This window comes from Delftia sp. Lp-1 (assembly GCF_020523835.1).
Taxonomy (GTDB): Bacteria; Pseudomonadota; Gammaproteobacteria; order Burkholderiales; family Burkholderiaceae_C; genus Comamonas; species Comamonas acidovorans.
Genome location: NZ_JAJALJ010000004.1, coordinates 665,031 through 681,285, shown reverse-complemented (window position 1 = coordinate 681,285; position 16,255 = coordinate 665,031). Strand labels below are relative to the sequence as shown.

The 16,255-nt window shown below is 67.7% G+C and carries 13 protein-coding genes; 10 read left to right on the top strand and 3 right to left on the bottom strand.

Translation table 11 applies throughout. The features are described 5' to 3' along the window. Positions 1–51: 51 nt before the first annotated feature. From LGR64_RS28325 to LGR64_RS28280, 10 genes are all read left to right on the top strand, one after another. Complete coding sequence (locus LGR64_RS28325; protein WP_141833132.1) at positions 52–1,257, top strand: ABC transporter substrate-binding protein; 1,206 nt, start codon at positions 52–54, stop codon at positions 1,255–1,257. A gap of 171 nt (positions 1,258–1,428) precedes the next feature. Beyond that, positions 1,429–2,289 carry a branched-chain amino acid ABC transporter permease gene (locus LGR64_RS28320; protein ID WP_012207821.1) on the top strand — a complete coding sequence of 287 codons (861 nt, stop codon included), beginning with the start codon at positions 1,429–1,431 and terminating at the stop codon, positions 2,287–2,289. A 5-nt stretch (positions 2,290–2,294) separates the two neighbouring features. After that, the gene (locus tag LGR64_RS28315) at positions 2,295–3,287 is read left to right on the top strand and encodes a branched-chain amino acid ABC transporter permease (protein WP_170962116.1); all 993 of its coding nucleotides are present in this window, start codon (positions 2,295–2,297) and stop codon (positions 3,285–3,287) included. Continuing rightward, positions 3,284–4,063, top strand: a complete 780-nt coding sequence (locus LGR64_RS28310; RefSeq protein ID WP_012207823.1) for an ABC transporter ATP-binding protein — start codon at positions 3,284–3,286, stop codon at positions 4,061–4,063. The genes LGR64_RS28315 and LGR64_RS28310 overlap by 4 nt, the downstream gene beginning before the upstream one ends. Then, positions 4,060–4,770 carry an ABC transporter ATP-binding protein gene (locus LGR64_RS28305; RefSeq protein ID WP_013804788.1) on the top strand — a complete coding sequence of 237 codons (711 nt, stop codon included), beginning with the start codon at positions 4,060–4,062 and terminating at the stop codon, positions 4,768–4,770. The genes LGR64_RS28310 and LGR64_RS28305 overlap by 4 nt, the downstream gene beginning before the upstream one ends. Before the next feature lie 32 nt (positions 4,771–4,802). Continuing rightward, positions 4,803–6,098 carry a Zn-dependent hydrolase gene (locus LGR64_RS28300; protein ID WP_141833130.1) on the top strand — a complete coding sequence of 432 codons (1,296 nt, stop codon included), beginning with the start codon at positions 4,803–4,805 and terminating at the stop codon, positions 6,096–6,098. Continuing rightward, positions 6,095–7,561, top strand: coding sequence for a M81 family metallopeptidase (locus LGR64_RS28295; RefSeq protein ID WP_141833127.1), 1,467 nt, complete (start codon positions 6,095–6,097; stop codon positions 7,559–7,561). The genes LGR64_RS28300 and LGR64_RS28295 overlap by 4 nt, the downstream gene beginning before the upstream one ends. 208 nt (positions 7,562–7,769) lie before the next feature. Beyond that, positions 7,770–10,079 (top strand): NADP-dependent malic enzyme, encoded by a 2,310-nt coding sequence (locus tag LGR64_RS28290; RefSeq protein ID WP_012207827.1) that lies wholly within the window; start codon positions 7,770–7,772, stop codon positions 10,077–10,079. Positions 10,080–10,396: 317 nt separating this feature from the next. Then, positions 10,397–10,816, top strand: coding sequence for a ribonuclease domain-containing protein (locus tag LGR64_RS28285; protein ID WP_065345005.1), 420 nt, complete (start codon positions 10,397–10,399; stop codon positions 10,814–10,816). A 149-nt stretch (positions 10,817–10,965) separates the two neighbouring features. Then, positions 10,966–11,391 carry a barstar family protein gene (locus tag LGR64_RS28280; RefSeq protein ID WP_013804792.1) on the top strand — a complete coding sequence of 142 codons (426 nt, stop codon included), beginning with the start codon at positions 10,966–10,968 and terminating at the stop codon, positions 11,389–11,391. An 86-nt stretch (positions 11,392–11,477) separates the two neighbouring features. Here LGR64_RS28280 and rsmA read toward each other — a convergent pair whose 3' ends face one another. From rsmA to LGR64_RS28265, 3 genes are all read right to left on the bottom strand, one after another. Continuing rightward, on the bottom strand, positions 11,478–12,245 hold the full coding sequence (gene rsmA, locus LGR64_RS28275; protein ID WP_043783066.1) for a 16S rRNA (adenine(1518)-N(6)/adenine(1519)-N(6))-dimethyltransferase RsmA: 768 nt from the start codon (positions 12,243–12,245) through the stop codon (positions 11,478–11,480). Between the two features lie 76 nt (positions 12,246–12,321). Then, on the bottom strand, positions 12,322–13,749 hold the full coding sequence (locus tag LGR64_RS28270) for a peptidylprolyl isomerase (RefSeq protein ID WP_013804794.1): 1,428 nt from the start codon (positions 13,747–13,749) through the stop codon (positions 12,322–12,324). A gap of 41 nt (positions 13,750–13,790) precedes the next feature. Next, positions 13,791–16,226: an LPS-assembly protein LptD gene (locus LGR64_RS28265; protein ID WP_099735025.1), complete on the bottom strand. Its 2,436-nt coding sequence runs from the start codon at positions 16,224–16,226 to the stop codon at positions 13,791–13,793. Positions 16,227–16,255: the final 29 nt, after the last annotated feature.

The window sequence follows — 16,255 nt, the reverse complement described above, 5'->3', positions numbered from 1 at the left end:
TGAAAAGCGTACCCGGGCCGCCGCGCCTTCAGTCCCCATCACGGAGATCCCATGCAACGTCGTCACCTCCTGCAACTCTCGGCACTGGGCGCATTGCCCGCATCGCTGGGCCTGGGCCGTAGCGTCTGGGCGCAGTCCAAGGACAGCATCCAGTTCGCCTGCCCCGTGCCCATGTCGGGCGCCTTCGCGGCCAACGGCAAGTACGCGGACCTGGGCATGAAGCTGGCCATAGAGCAGTACGGCAAGGCGCTGGGCCGCCCGCTGGCCTACACCGTGCTGGACACCGAGGGCAAGCCCGCCACGGCCGTGCGCAAGCTGCAGGAGTCTTCGCAGCAGCAGGGAACGCGCTTCTTCGCAGGCGGCATCCTGTCGTCAGAGGCACTGGCCATGGGCAAGGAGGCCGAGAAGGCCGGCGGCATCTTCATCACCACCGCAGGCGCAGACGAGATCACGGGCAAGGACTGCAACAGCGCCACCTTCCGCTGGTCGGCGCCCACCTTCGGCGCCATCGAGCAGACCGTGCGCCCCCTGGTCGAATCCCTGCCCAAGGCCAAGCGCTGGTACACCATCACGCCGCAGTACGTGTTCGGCGACGGCCTGCTGACGGCGGCCAAGAACATCTTCAAGGAAAAGGGCATCGAGCATGTGGGCAACAGCTACCACTCGCTGACCGAAAAGGAGTTCAGCGGCTACCTGACCAATGCCGTGGCCGCCAAGCCCGACGTGCTGCTGCTGCTGAACTTCGGCGCCCAGTCCTCGGACACGCTGCGCCAGGCCATCAGCTTCGGCATGAACAAGAACATGACCATCCTGATCGCCTGGGCCTCCGGGCTGGAGCAGTTCGAATCGCTGGGCGCCGACCTGTGCGACGGCGTGTACTTCGGCGCCCAGTACTGGCACACGGTGGACACGCCGCTCAACCGCGATCTGGTGCAGCGCTGCAATGACAAGTTCAAGGCCAATCCCAACTACAGCCTGGCCGGCCACTACATCTGCACCAAGTTGATGATCGACGCCATCATCAAGGCCGGCACGGCCGACCCCAAGGCCGTGGTCGGCGCGCTGGAAGGCATGAAGTACCAGGGCCTGACGGGCGAGGAAGAAGTGCGCAAGGCCGACCACCAGGTGCTCAAGAGCTACTACCTGCTCAAGGGCAAGGCCAAGTCCAAGATGAAGAACAAGGACGACTACGTGGATGTGGTCAGCTCCGGCAAGTCCTTCCTGCCCGTAGACCAGACCGGCTGCAAATTGGCTTGAAAGCCCCCTGAGCGGCTACGCCGCTCCCCCCTCTCGCGTCGCGGGGGGACGGCACCCTCGCGGCGGGGCGGCCCTTGCTCGGTGCCCCTCGCCTGGGCCTCGCCAGTTTCATGGCGAACCGCGCATCAAGGCCGCCACGGCGCCTCCTTCGTCCATCGTTTCGGACCCTGTATGAGCATCTATCTGCTTCAGACCATCAACGGGATCGGCATAGGCATGCTGTATTTCCTGTTGGCCGTGGGCCTGTCCATCGTTTTCGGCCTGCTGCGTTTCGTGAATTTCGCGCACGGTGCCTTCTACCTGCTGGGCGCCTATTTCTGCTACCAGATGACGCGCTGGGGCATGAGCTTCTGGCTGTCCCTGGTCGTGGTGCCGCTGGCCGTGGGCGCGCTGGGCTGGCTGGTGGAAAAGCTCATGCTGCGCCATGTGTATGCCAAGGCGCATGAGTTCCACATCATCGTCACCGTGGGCCTGGCCCTGGTGGTGCAGGAGCTGGTGATCGTGCAATGGGGCCCGCTGGGCGACAGCGTGGCCGTGCCCGATCTGCTGCAGGGCGTGGTGATGTGGGGCAGCTTCGTCTATCCCAAGTACCGGCTGTTCGTGATCGGCTTCACCGCCGTGCTGGCCGTGCTGCTGTGGTGGCTGCTGGAGGGCACGCGGCTGGGCAGCGCGGTGCGCGCGGGCAGCGAATCGACCGAGATGGTGTCCCTGCTGGGCGTGAACGTGCTGCGCATCTTCAGCCTGGTGTTCGCGCTGGGCGCGGCCACGGCGGCGCTGGCCGGCGTGCTGGCCGCACCCATACGCGGCGCCGAGCCCTTCATGGGCGTGGAGGCGCTGGGCGTGGCCTTCGTGATCGTGGTCGTGGGCGGGCTGGGCAGCTTCGGCGGCGCCCTGGTCGGCGGCCTGCTGATCGGCATCGTGCAAAGCGTGATGAGCACGCTGTGGCCCGAGGGCGCGCGCCTGATGATCTACGTGGCCATGGCCGCCGTGCTGCTGCTGCGACCCCATGGCCTGCTGGGCCGCAAAGGATGAAGACCATGACCAGGCATTCCCATCTCCTTCTCGCGCTGGCCATCGTGGTCGCCATGCCGCTGTGCATGCAGTCGGGCTCGCTGGCCAGCGAGGTGCTGATCTTCGGCCTCGCGGCCATGGGCTGCAATCTGCTGCTGGGCTACACGGGGCTGCTGTCCTTCGGGCAGGGCATCTTCTTCGGCCTGGGCAGCTACACCATCGCCCTGCTGCTGACGCGCTGGCCCCTGCCCATGCCGCTGGCGCTGCTGGCAGCCACGGCCATGGGCGCCGTGGGCGCGGCCATCGTCGGCTGGGTGGCCATACGCCAGCGCGGCACCTACTTCGTGATGCTCACCCTGGCGTTTGCGCAGATGTTCTATTTTCTGGCCTACTCGGCCACGGACATCACCGGCGGCGACAACGGCCTGCTCGATGTGCCCCGCCCCGCCCTCGCGGTGGCCGGCCAGACGCTGTGGCCGCTGGCCACGCCCTGGCAGTACTACGGCTTTGTGGCCGTGCTCTTTCTGGTGGTGTTCTGGCTGCTGCGCCGCGTCTGCGACTCCATGTTCGGCCGCACCCTGCTGGCCGTGCGCGACAACGAGGAGCGCGCTGCCGCCGTGGGCTACGACCTGAGGCTGCTGAAGCTGCAGGCCTTCGTGATCTCGGGCGCGGTCACGGGCCTGGCCGGCGCGCTGCACGCCATGATGACGGGCATCGCCCCGCTGTCCAACGCCGAGTACCACACCAGCGAAATGATCCTGGTGATGACCGTGATCGGTGGCACGGGCAACCTGCTGGCCTCGGTGCTGGGCGCGGCCTTCTATGTGCTGCTGGGCGACTGGCTGTCCACCCTGTGGCCGCGCTGGCTGCTGCTGCTGGGCGTGGTGCTGATGATCGTGAGCCTGGGCCTGCAGCGCGGCCTGTGGGGCCTGGGCGAGAGCCTGTGGGCCCTGGTGCGCCGCAAAGGGCCGGCAGATGCCGAGGCGGCCGCTGCAGAAACCAAAGGAGGCCAGGCATGAGCGCCGCAGCATCTCCCATCCTGCTCGAGGCCGTGGGCGTCGAGAAACGCTATGACAAGTTCGTCGCCCTGGGCGGCGTGGACCTCAAGGTCCGCGCCCACACCGTGCACTCGGTGATCGGCCCCAACGGCGCGGGCAAGACCACGCTGTTCCACATGCTCACGGGCACCAAAAGCGTGAGCGGCGGGCGCATCGTCTTCGATGGCCACGACGTGACGCGCGAGCCCGACCACCGCCGCGTGCGCCGTGGCATGGCACGGTCCTTTCAGGTCACCAGCCTGTTCCTGACCCTGCCCGTGCGCGAGAACCTGCGCCTGGCCGCACAGGGCGTGGCCCCCGCCAGGGCACTGGACTGCTGGAACGCGCCCGTGGGTGCTCGCGCCCTGGCCGACACCGTGGCCAGCGTGCTGTCGCGCCTGGGCCTGGAGCGCCATGCGGACACGCCGGCCGGCAACCTCTCGCACGGCCAGCAGCGGCGGCTGGAGGTGGGCATGGCCCTGGCCGCCCGGCCCAAGGCCATCTTCCTGGACGAGCCGACCTCGGGCATGGGCATCGACGATCTGGACGAGATGAAGCGCCTGATCCAGGGCCTCAGGGACGAGCACACCGTGGTCCTCATCGAGCACAACATGAACATCGTCATGGACATCTCCGACACCATCACCGTCATGCAGCAGGGCCGCGTGCTGGCCGAAGGACTGCCCCACGAGATCCGCGCCGACGAGCGCGTGCGCAGCGCCTATCTGGGCAACATGATCACGGGAGGAAAGGCATGAGCGGTCCCCTGCTTTCGGTCGAGGGCATACACGCCCACTACGGCAAGAGCCATGTGCTGCAGGGCGTGTCGCTGCAGGTGCAGGACGGCGAGCTGGTCACGCTGCTGGGCCGCAACGGCGCGGGCAAGACCACCACGCTCAAGTCCATCGCGGGGGTGATGCAGCCCTCGCAGGGGCAGATCCGCTTCGGCGGTGAACCCGTGCACCGGCTGGCCACGCACCAGGTGGCCCAGCGCGGCATCTGCCTGGTGCCAGAGCACCGCGGCATCTTCAAGCTGCTCACGGTGGAGGAGAACCTGCTGCTGGGCCAGCGCAAACGCTCCCCCTGGCAGCTGGCCGACATCTACCGCATCTTCCCGCGCCTCAAGGAGCGGCGCGGCAACGGCGGCGGGCAGCTGTCGGGCGGCGAGCAGCAGATGCTGGCCATAGGCCGCGCCCTGATGAACGCGCCGCGCCTGCTCATGCTGGACGAGCCCGTCGAGGGCCTGGCGCCCGTGATCGTGGAGGAGATCGTGGCCCAGCTCAAGACCATCAAGGCCGCTGGCGTGGCGATCTTGCTGGTGGAGCAGAACCTGGAGGTCTGCACCCAGCTGGCCGACCGCCACTACATCATCGAACAGGGTGCGATTGCGCACGAGGCAGGCAATGCCGCTTTCCTGGCCGATGACGCCATCAAGGACCGGTATCTCGGTGTAGGGATCGCCTGATCCACCGCCTTTCGCATTCCCAGGAGTCATTCATGGATCTCAGTACCCCTCTTGCAGCCACCGCCGTTGCGGCCGGGCTGCGCACCGACGGCGCCCGCCTGTGGCAATCGCTGATGGACCTGGCGCGCATAGGCGCCACACCCAAGGGCGGCGTGTGCCGCCTGGCGCTGACGGACCTGGACCGCCAGGGGCGCGATCTCTTCGTGCAGTGGGCGCGCGAGGCCGGCTGCAGCATCCGCGTCGATGCCATCGGCAACATCTTCGCGCGCCGCGCGGGCCTGGACGATGCGCTGCCGCCCGTGATGACGGGCAGCCACATCGACACCCAGCCCACAGGCGGCAAGTTCGACGGCAACTACGGCGTACTGGCCGGGCTGGAGGTGCTGCGCACGCTCAACGATGGCGGCGTGCGCACGCGTGCCCCGGTGGAGGTGGCCGTGTGGACCAACGAGGAAGGCTCGCGCTTCGTGCCCGTGATGATGGGCTCGGGCGTGTTCGTCAATGCCTTCACGCTGGAGCATGCGCTGGCCCAGCGCGATGCCCAGGGCGTGAGCGTGGACGAGGCGCTGCGCGCCATCGGCTATGCCGGGCCGGCCGGCCCGGCGCCTGCCGTGGGCGCGTATTTCGAAGCCCATATCGAGCAGGGCCCGGTGCTGGAAAACCATGAACGCGTGATCGGCGTGGTCAGCGCCGCGCTGGGCCAGCGCTGGTACGACGTCAGCGTGCAGGGCATGGAGGCCCATGCCGGCCCCACGCCCATGGAGCTGCGCCACGACGCCCTGCTGGCCGCCAGCTGCATCGTGGCCGAGGTCAACCGCATCGCCCTGGACCGCATGCCGCATGCGCGCGGCACCGTGGGATCGCTGGAGGTGTTTCCCAACTCGCGCAACGTGATCCCGGGCGGCGTCAAGCTCAGCGTGGACCTGCGCGCGCCGGACGACGGCCAGTTGCTGGACATGGACGCCGCACTGCGCGCGGCCTGCGAGCGCATTGCCGCCGCGCATGGCGTGACCGTTGGCGTGGAGCAGGTCGTCTACTTCCCGCCCCAGCCCTTCACGCCGCACCTGGTGGAGGCCGTGCGCGCCAATGCCGCCGACCTGGGCTACAGCGCCATGGACGTGGTCAGCGGCGCGGGCCACGATGCCGTCTACCTGGCGCGCGTGGCGCCTGCCGCCATGATCTTCGTGCCCTGCGCCGACGGCATCAGCCACAACGAGATCGAGGACGCCGAGCCCGCCCACCTGGAGGCCGGCTGCAACGTGCTGCTGCGCGCCATGCTGGCGGCCGCGGGCGTGGTGCAGGCAGCGGACGGCGGGGTGCCGGCATGAAGATCCTGATCGCCCGGCTCAACCACGAGACCAATACCTTCTCGCCCGTGCCCACGCCCATCGAGGCGTTTGCGCCCACCTATGGCGAGGCCGCCTATTCGGCCAACAAGGGCATGCGCACGGCCATGGCCGCCTTCATCGACCTGGCCGAGGCGGCGGGCGCCACCCTGGTCACGCCGGTATCGGCCACCTCCAATCCCAGCGGCCCCGTGCATGCGGCCGCCTACGACGAACTCACGCGCCGCATCGTGGCGGCCGCGCCGGGCTGCGATGCCATCTTGCTGGACCTGCACGGCGCCATGGTGGCCGAGAACAGCGCCGACGGCGAAGGCGACCTGCTCGAACGCGTGCGCGCCGCCGCGCCCGGCGTGCCCGTTGGCGTGGCGCTGGACCTGCACGGCAACATCACCGAAAAAATGGTGGGCAATGCCGACGTGATGGTCGGCTTCAAGACCTATCCGCACATCGACATGTACGAGACCGGCGAGCACGCGGGCCGCCTGCTGCTGGACATGCTGGCCGGCCGCGCGCGCTACGCCGTGTGCTGGCACCGCCTGCCCCTGATGAGCCACACGCTGCGCAGCACCACGCTGGACGGCCCCATGCTGGACGCCGTGAACGCAGCGCGCGCCCTGGAAGCGGAGGGCCTGCCCGCGGTCTCGGTGTTCGGCGGCTTTTCGCTGGCCGACATCGCCGCGCCCTGCGTGAGCGTGGTCGCCACCTGCAGGACCGACGAGCGCGCAGCCACCCAGGCGAGCGTGGACGCGCTGGCCGCCCGGATCTGGCAGCGCCGCGCCGACTACGTCTACCGCAGCGAGCCGCTGGCCGATTCGCTGCGCCGCGCCCAGGCCCTGGCCGAAGGCGCCGACCGCCCCGTGCTGCTGCTCGACCACGGCGACAACTGCATGTCCGGCGGCACCTGCGACACCATGGACGTGCTGCAGACCGCGCTGGAGCTGGGCCTGTCAGGCATTGCCGTAGGCCCGCTGTGCGACCCCGAAGCGGTTGCCTCGCTCACGGCGGCCGGCGAAGGCGCCGAGGTGGAGATCGCGCTGGGCAACAAGGTATCGCTGGAGCGCATAGGCCTGCACAAGCAGCCGCTGCGGCTGCGCGGCACGGTGCGCGCCGTCAGCGACGGCGCCTACACGGTCAGCGGCCCCATCTACACGGGCCAGCGCTGCCACATGGGCCGCACGGTCTGCCTGGACACGGGCGCAGCGCAGATCGTGATCACCGAGCAGACGCACGAGCCCTGGGACCTGGGCGTGTTCCACTGCGTGGGCATGGACCCAACGCGCTTTCGCTTCGTGCTGCTCAAGTCGCGCATGTACTGCCGGCCCGTCTTCGTGCCGCTGTCCGCCGGCCTGGTCGAGTGCGACAGCCCTGGCGTGACCACCTCGGACTATTCGCGCTTTCCGTTCGCCCGGGTCAGCCGCCCGGTGTTTCCGCTGGACGCCATCTGATGGATGCCATGTGATTGCCCGGCTTTGCGGCGGCGCGCAAGCAAAGACCGCCGCCGCTGCGGGGCATTGGGCAACCAGGCATCACAACAGTTTCACAGCAGGGCCCGGCTATTGCCTGTCGGCCTACAATCGGTTCCCCCCTACCTCGGCCGACGGCACGCGGGCTGATCCGCGCGTGCGTTGGCCATGCCTTCGCTGGAGACGCTTGATGTCCGACAACACGGCCCCGACCCCTTCCGATAAACGTGCCCAGCTGCGCCGTGCCGCACTCGAATACCACGAGTTTCCCAAGCCCGGCAAGTTGACCATCGTGCCGACCAAGCCCATGGCCAACCAGCATGACCTGGCCCTGGCCTACTCGCCCGGCGTGGCAGCGCCCTGCGAAGAGATCGTCAAGGACCCGGCCGCCGCCTTCAAGTACACGGCGCGCGGCAACCTGGTGGCCGTGATTTCCAACGGCACCGCCGTGCTGGGACTGGGCGACATCGGCGCGCTGGCCTCCAAGCCGGTGATGGAAGGCAAGGCCGTCCTGTTCAAGAAGTTCGCGGGCGTGGACGTCTTCGACATCGAGATCAACGAGAAGGACCCGCAAAAGCTGGTCGATGTGATCGCCGCGCTGGAGCCCACTTTCGGCGCCATCAACCTGGAAGACATCAAGGCGCCCGAGTGCTTCTTCGTGGAGCGCGAGCTGCGCCGCCGCCTGAAGATCCCCGTCTTCCACGATGACCAGCACGGCACGGCCATCACCGTGGCAGCGGCCATGGTCAACGCGCTCAAGGTGGCCGGCAAGAAGATCGAGGAGGTCCGTCTCGTGGCCTCGGGCGCGGGCGCCGCTGCCCTGGCCTGCCTGAACCTGCTGCTCAAGGTCGGCCTGCGCCGCGAGAACGTGTTCGTCACCGACCTGGCCGGCGTGGTCTACGAGGGCCGCACCGAGCTGATGGACGAGGACAAGGCCCAGTTCGCGCGCGCCACCGAGCTGCGCACGCTGGGCCAGGTCATTGAAGGCGCCGACGTCTTCCTGGGTCTGTCCGCCGGCGGCGTGCTCAAGCAGGACATGGTGGTCAAGATGGCCGCGCGTCCGGTGATCTTCGCGCTGGCCAACCCCAACCCCGAGATCATTCCCGAAGACGTGAAGGCCGTGCGCAGCGACGCCATCATCGCCACGGGCCGCTCGGACTACCCCAACCAGGTCAACAACGTCCTGTGCTTCCCGTACATCTTCCGGGGTGCCCTGGACTGCGGCGCGACCACCATCACCACCGAGATGGAAATCGCCACCGTCCACGCCATCGCCGAGCTGGCCCAGGCCGAGCAAAGCGAGGAAGTGGCGGCCGCCTACGTGGGCGAGCAACTGACTTTCGGCCCTGAGTACCTGATCCCCAAGCCCTTCGATCCGCGCCTGATGATGAAGATCGCATCGGCCGTGGCCCAGGCTGCCGCCGAGTGCGGCGTGGCCCAGCGCCCGATCCAGGACATGGATGCCTACCGCGCCCACCTGCAGACCTTCGTCTACGCCTCGGGCACCATGATGAAGCCGCTGTTCGCCGCGGCCAAGAAGGCCGCCAAGAAGCGCGTGGCCTACGCCGAGGGCGAGGAAGAGCGCATCCTGCGCGCCACGCAGATCGTGGTGGACGAGCGCATTGCGCGCCCCACGCTGATCGGCCGCCCGGCCATCATTGCCCAGCGCATCGAGAAATTCGGCCTGCGCCTGAAGGAAGGCACGGACTACGACGTGGTCAACGTCGAGCACGACGAGCGCTACCGCGACTTCTGGCAGACCTACCACCGCATGACCGAGCGCAAGGGCATCACCGTGCCCATCGCCCGGATCGAGATGCGCCGCCGCCTGACCCTGATCGGCTCCATGCTGCTGCACAAGGGCGAAGTCGATGGCCTGATCACCGGCACCTGGGGCCAGACATCGCACCACCTGCAGTATGTGGACCAGGTGATCGGCCGCCGCGCCGGCGTGCAGACCTATGCCTGCATGAACGGCCTGCTGCTGCCCGACCGCCAGGTCTTCCTGGTGGACACCCACGTCAACTACGACCCCACGGCCGAGCAGCTGGCCGAGATCACCATCATGGCCGCCGAGGAAATGATGCGTTTCGGCGTCAAGCCCAAGGCCGCCCTGCTGTCGCACTCCAACTACGGCTCCAGCAACCAGCCCAGCGCCGTCAAGATGCGCCAGACCCTGGAGCTGCTGCGCGAGCAGGCCCCGTGGCTGGAAGTGGACGGCGAGATGCACGGCGACGTGGCCCTGGACGGCAAGGCCCGCGCCCAGCTCATGCCCAACAGCACGCTGCTGGGCAACGCCAACCTGCTGGTCATGCCCAACATCGACGCGGCCAACATCAGCTACAACCTGCTCAAGCAGGCCGCTGGCGGCGGCATTGCCATCGGCCCCGTGCTGCTGGGCGCCGCCCGTCCCGTGCACATCCTCACGCCGAGCACGACGGTGCGCCGCATCGTCAACATGACGGCGCTGACGGTGGCGGACGCTAACGCTAACCGGTAAGCACCCCCTGAGCGGCTTCGCCGCTTCCCCCTCTCTACCCGCTCCGCGGGGGAGGGGGACGGCGCCCTCGCCGCGAGGCGGCTCTTGCTCGGCGCCCCTGGTTTTTTGGCCGCGCGCGTTTTTGAGGCAACGGGCGGCATTTGCATTGAATAGCTGGCAACTCAGGCGCAGAGTTGCCATGCTCACTGTTCAATCCCCAGACATTTCCTTGGTCAAGCTGCCTGTTTTTTGGGCAGAACTTGCATTTTGAGGGGTGTTCCGTCACACTAGCGGGTCGAGATTTCAGGGCTTCCCTGGATTTCTGAAAGGTGTAGTTGATGCTGAAGGCAGCCGCCGCCAAGGCGTACCAGTCCGGTCTAGCGCTCATCGTCGGGGCCGCCTTTGTGCTGTCGCCCTCGCTCGCTGATGCGCGCCGCTCGGCGCCCGAGAGCGTGGAGACGACGGCGGCCGTGGCCACCGTCTCCCTGTCCGAGTTGCCGCGCGAAGGCCGTTCCACGTATACGCTGATCCTGCGCGGCGGGCCTTTTGCCCACGACAAGGACGGCACGGTGTTCGGCAACCGCGAGCGCATCCTGCCGCGCCAGTCGCGCGGCTATTACCGTGAGTACACGGTGCGCACGCCCGGTTCGCGTGACCGTGGAGCCCGCCGCATCGTCTGCGGCGGAGAGCCCCAGCAGCCCGATGCCTGCTACTACACCAGCGACCACTACAGCAGCTTTCGCAAGATCATCGAATGACCTCGACCCAGTCTCTACAGCCAGTTCGACCCTCCGTGTCCGACGCAGTGCGCTGGCAGGGGTCTGCATTTCATCCACAGCCCAGGGATGCCGAAGGCCATGAGCCCGTCCCCGCAGGCCACATCCACGTTAGAGAAAGAGCCACGGAGATGGATGCACCACTTCGTAAGATCCCCGACACCCCTTTGCGGAACGTGCGCGCCAACATCGTGCAGTCGATCCGCGCCTACAGGGTGGAGGATCTGCAACAGGCGGCCGAGACGCTGGGGTGCCATTTTCTGTATGCCAACCTGGCCCATGCGCAGACCAAGGCCGACATCCTGGAACTGCTGGCTACGCAGTTCTTCTTCCCCGCGCATTTCGGCAAGAACTTCGACGCGCTCTACGACTGCCTGACCGACCCCATCCACAAGGCCGGCCCGCAGCCGGGCTTTGTGCTCGTGCTCGACCAGATCCCGACCACGCCCAAGTTCGACAAGGAAGTGCGCGAGCAGCTACTGGACAGCTTCCGCGACGCGGCCGAGTACTGGGCCGAGCGCAAGATTCCGTTCCGCTGCTTCTACTCGTTCCTGTAAGCGCAGGACATTGAGGGCCCAGAGCCCACAGCGCCCAATCGGGTGCTGTGGGCTCTGTGGGCTCTGCAGTCGCTGGGCGCCTGTGCCTAGGCGCGCGTGAACCGGGCGGCGAGTGCCTCGTATTCGGACACCGGCACTTCCTCGGCGCGGCGCTGCAGGTCGAATTCCCCGTCAAAGCCCTTGGCTTCCAGCCAGCGCCCCAGCGTGTTGCGCAGGATCTTGCGCCGCTGGCTGAAGGCCACCTGCACCATCTCCTCCAGCAGCTTCGCGTCCAGGGCCGCCGGCGACTCGCGCGGGACCATGCGCACGACGGCGCTGTCCACCTTGGGCGGCGGATTGAAGCTCTCGGGCGGCACGTACAGCACGCTCTCCATCGCATAGCGCCACTGCAGCATGACCGTCAGCCGCCCATAGGCGGCCGTGGAGGGCGACGCCACCATGCGGTCGATGACCTCCTTTTGCAGCATGAAGTGCTGGTCCTCGACCACGTCCACCTGCTCGAGCAGGTGAAAGAGGATGGGGCTGGAGATGTTGTAGGGCAGGTTGCCCGCAATGCGCAGCTTGGGCACGCCCAGGCGCGCGGCAATGGCACGGAAGTCCACCTTGAGCACGTCGGACTCGACCACGTCGAGCTGCTCGTGCAGGCGCAGGCGCACGGCCAGGTCGCGGTCCAGCTCGATCACGGTGAGCCGGCCCAGGCGTTCGACCAGGGGCTGGGTCAGGGCCATCAGGCCCGGCCCGATCTCGACCATGGACTGGCCCGGCCGGGGGTCGATGGCGCTCACGATGCCGTCGATGATGCCGTCATCGGTCAGGAAGTTCTGGCCGAAGCGTTTGCGAGGAATGTGTTTCATAGAAAAAGCAAGGCGGTGCGCCATGGCACCGCCTTCCATTGTGGACTGCCGCAGCCGCAGCTGCTCGGGGGGTGTCTTATTGCGGAGGCTCGCGGTACTCGACGTAGGCGCGGCCACGCAGCTCCTGAAGCCAGGTCTGGTAGTCGGTTTCGAGCTTGCGCTCGCGCACCACGTTGCGAACCATGTCGCGCTGCTCGCGGGGCGTCAGCGCAGCCTGGCGGCGCTCGATGAGCTGGATCAGGTGCACACCGAAGCGCGAGACCAGCGGGTCGCTGACCTGGCCGGGCTGCAGCGCATTGAGCACCTGCTCGAACTCGGGCACGAACTGGCCGGGCGAGGCCCAGCCCAGGTCGCCGCCGTTGCGCGCGCTGCCGTCCTGCGAGAACTCGCGGGCCAGCGATTCGAAGCTGGCCTGGCCGCTGTCCACGCGGCGCTTGTAGTCGGCCAGGCGCTTGGCGGCATCGGCCTCGGTCATCTGGTCGCCAATGCGCAGCAGGATGTGGCGCGCATGGTTTTGCGTGACCACGGACGGCATGCCGGCCTGCGACTTCTCCAGCACCTTGAGCACGTGAAAGCCCGCGCCCGAACGGAAGGGGCCGACGATGCCGCCCTGCGCCGTCTGGCCCACTGCCTTGGTGAACAGCTCGGGATAGCGGTCCAGCGGGCGCATGCCCATGGCGCCGCCGCCCTGGCCGTCGGGCACATCGGAGAACTCCTTGACCACGGCCAGGAAGTCGCCTTGCGTGCGGGCGGCCTCGGCGGCCTGCTTGGCGCGGGCCTCGCGCTCGGCCACTTCGGCGGGGCTGGCGTTCTCGGGCACGGAAATCAGGATGTGGCCCAGGTTCACGGCGGCCGGTGCCTTGTCGGCACCGCCGCTGCGCTGCTCAGCCAGGTAGCGATCGATGTCGGCATCGGTGACGCGCACGCGGCCGTCCACATCGCGCTCGCGCAGACGTTGCAGCGTGATCTGGCGGCGCAGCTCTTCGCGGAACTGCTTTTCGTTCACGCCTTCGGCCCGCAGGCGGGACTGCAGGCCAGCCTTGTCCAGGCCGTTTTGCCGCGCCACATTGGTCAGCGCCTGGTCCACGGCGTAGTCATCCACGCGCAGGCCCGTGTCCTTGGCTTCCTGCAGCTGGGCCTTTTCGACGATCAGGCGCTCGAGCACCTCGCGGGCCAGCAGCGCCTCGGGCGGCATCTGGCCGCCCTGCTCGGCAATGTTCTGCGCCACGCGCGCCATGCGGGCACGCACTTCGTTGTTGGTCACCGGTTCGGAGTTGACCACGGCGACGATGTAATCGGCCGAGCGCACGCCAGCCTTGGCGCCGCGATCGCGCGACGAGGGCAGGTTGGTGGCGTCCAGCGCACGCGAGACGGAGGCATCGCCGGCCTGGGGCGCCCTGGACTGGCCCGGAACACGCAGGCCTTGCGCCTGGGCTGTGGTGGCCAGCAAGGCCAGCGCCACAGCGGCAGCTGCGCAGCAATGGGTCTGGGAAAGAAAACGCATGGGAGAGATGCCTTGCAAAAAGCGTGTTTGGAGCGTTGGCTCTAATCGTAGTTGGTGAAGCGGCTGGGAGGCGTCACGGACTCGCGCAGGTACTGGTAGCGCGGCACATTCTGCTTGAGGCTGCGCTGCGGGTCTGCACCCAGGCTCAGCCGCGAGAAGCCGACGAACTCGATCTGGAACAGCAGCCGGGTGTTGGACTGGGTGATGGAGCTTTGCAGGCGCTCCAGCACCACGCGGCCAATCCAGCAGCAGCCGTCGTACTCCAGCCCGACCACGGTATCGACGAGCTTGCGGTCCTTCAGGCTGTAGTTCAATCGGCCCACCGTGTACCAGCGCCCGCCGCCCTGGCCACGGCCAGCGCCCAGGTCGCGCCCCTTGTCGCCCCACAGGTCGTTGATGGGCCATTGCCAGCCCACATCGACCAGCTTGCTGGCGTCGGTACGCGCCACGGTGTCGTACTGGGTACGGTAGGCCACGTTCACCGTGCGGTAGGAGCTGGGGCTGTAGCGCGCACCAAAGGTGGTACGCACCGAGCGGTTGAGGTCTCGGTTGTACTGGGTCGTGCCTTCGGTGGACCAGGCATCGGTCCAGTTGATGGCCGCGCCCAGCAGCACGTCGGACAGGCGGCTGGTGGCCGGCACCTCGCCGGGCAGGATGACCTTCTGGTCGGAGAAACGCACGCGCTGCGCAATGCCGAAGCGCGCCTTTTCCGCACCCGTGGCCCCGTCGATCAGGCGCGTGGTCGCGCCCAGGGTCAGCAGGTGGTTGTCGGCAATGCGGTCCTGGCCGTTGTAGTCGTTCTCGGAGTAGATGCTCGCGAAGTTGAAGTCGTTGCGCGCCGTGTCATACAGCGGCAGAAAGCTCTGGTCGCGGTAGGGCGTGTAGGTGTAGAAGGCGCGCGGCTCGAAGGTCTGCAGCAGCTGGCGGCCGAACAGCGTGGTGTCGCGCTCGAACACCAGGCCGCTGTCCACGCTGACCGTGGGCAGCGTGCGCGAGGCATTGCGGCTGCCGTTGCTCATCAGGCTGTCCACCTGGTAGTTGCTGGTGTGCAACTGGATCCTGGGCGTGATGAAGGCGCCCGGCGACAGGAAGGGGCGGCTCACCTGGGCCAGCATGTAGCTGCGCTGGCCGTTGTTGTAGGTCATGCCGGCCAGGGGCTTGTCGATCTCGAATCGCGTGGTGTCGGCCACAAAGCTGAAGTCCAGGCCGTGCGGCAGGTCCAGCGGCGTGTAGCGCCATTGCAGCTGCGGCTTCATGCCGTAGGGCGGGGCAATGGGCGCCGATGCATCCTGCATGGTCTGCCAGTACAGGGTGCGCAGGGTCAGCACATTGTCGCCACGCGCCCAGGACAGGTTCACATCGTTGGGCAGCAGGCGCTCGCGCAGCGTTTTGGCGGCCAGCGGGAAGTCACGCCAGTAGTTGTCGTCGCTGACGCGGTTGAGGTTCATGTTCAACCCCAGGCCACCGATGGGCGAGTCGATGACGCCCCGGTGCTGCAGCGAGTAGGCCCAGCGGTCCCGGTCACGCTGGCGGTCGCCGGGCATGTAGGCCGCATAGGCCTCGCCCGAATAGGTCGGCTCCAGGTAGCGGAACTGGGCTCCCAGGTTGACGCCGCGCTTGCTCATGACCGAGGGATACAGGGTCATGTCGCGGTTGGGCGCAAGGTTCCAGTAATAGGGCTGCGTGTATTCGATGCCGCTGAGCTTGTCCAGGCCCATGGTGGGAGGCAGCAGGCCCGACTTGCGCTTGTCCGACAGCGGAAAGCTCATGCGCGGCACGGGCAGCACGGTCACGCCCTTGAACTGCAGGGCCGCACCTTCGGCCACGCCCACTTCCTCGGCCATATCGATGTGCAGGGTCCGGGCGCGCAGCATCCAGGCCGGCTCCCAGCTGGCCTCGTCGTCGCGCTGGCAGGTGGTGTAGGTGGCATCGTGGACCACGGCATGGTCGCGGTCGATGAAGTCCACGCGCGAGGATTTGCCGTAGGCGCCATTGGCCAGGAAGCGATATCCGGCGTTGTCGAAAAAGCCCTTGAAGGCATCGACCTCCAGGTCCAGCTGCGAGCCCTCGTAGACATTGCCGGCCTGGTTGATGTGTACTGCGCCCGAGGCATTGACGCGGTCGTCGGGCACCTGGTACTCGAGCCGGTCGGCGCGGATCATCGTGTCGCCACGGCGCAGTTCGGCATTGCCCTCGACCACCGAGTTGATGTCCGGCTGGCCGCTGAGCGCGTCACCGCGCACATAGACGGGCTGCTGGGAGCGCACCGCCTCGGGATAGGTTTCCTGCATCAGCGTGCTGGGGCGCAGCGGGCGGACTTGCTGCAGCCGGCCTTCGTCGGCTGCAGCGGGCTGGGCCTGGGCCATGGTGGAGCCACCGGCCCATGCGAGAGCCACAAGCCAGGCCAGCGGGCGTACAGCGGGGCGCGCGGGCGCGCGGGCAGCCAGCGGATCGGGGAGCGGCGGTCGGAGGTACACGGTGGTCAACAGCGGCGGGTGGACAAAGG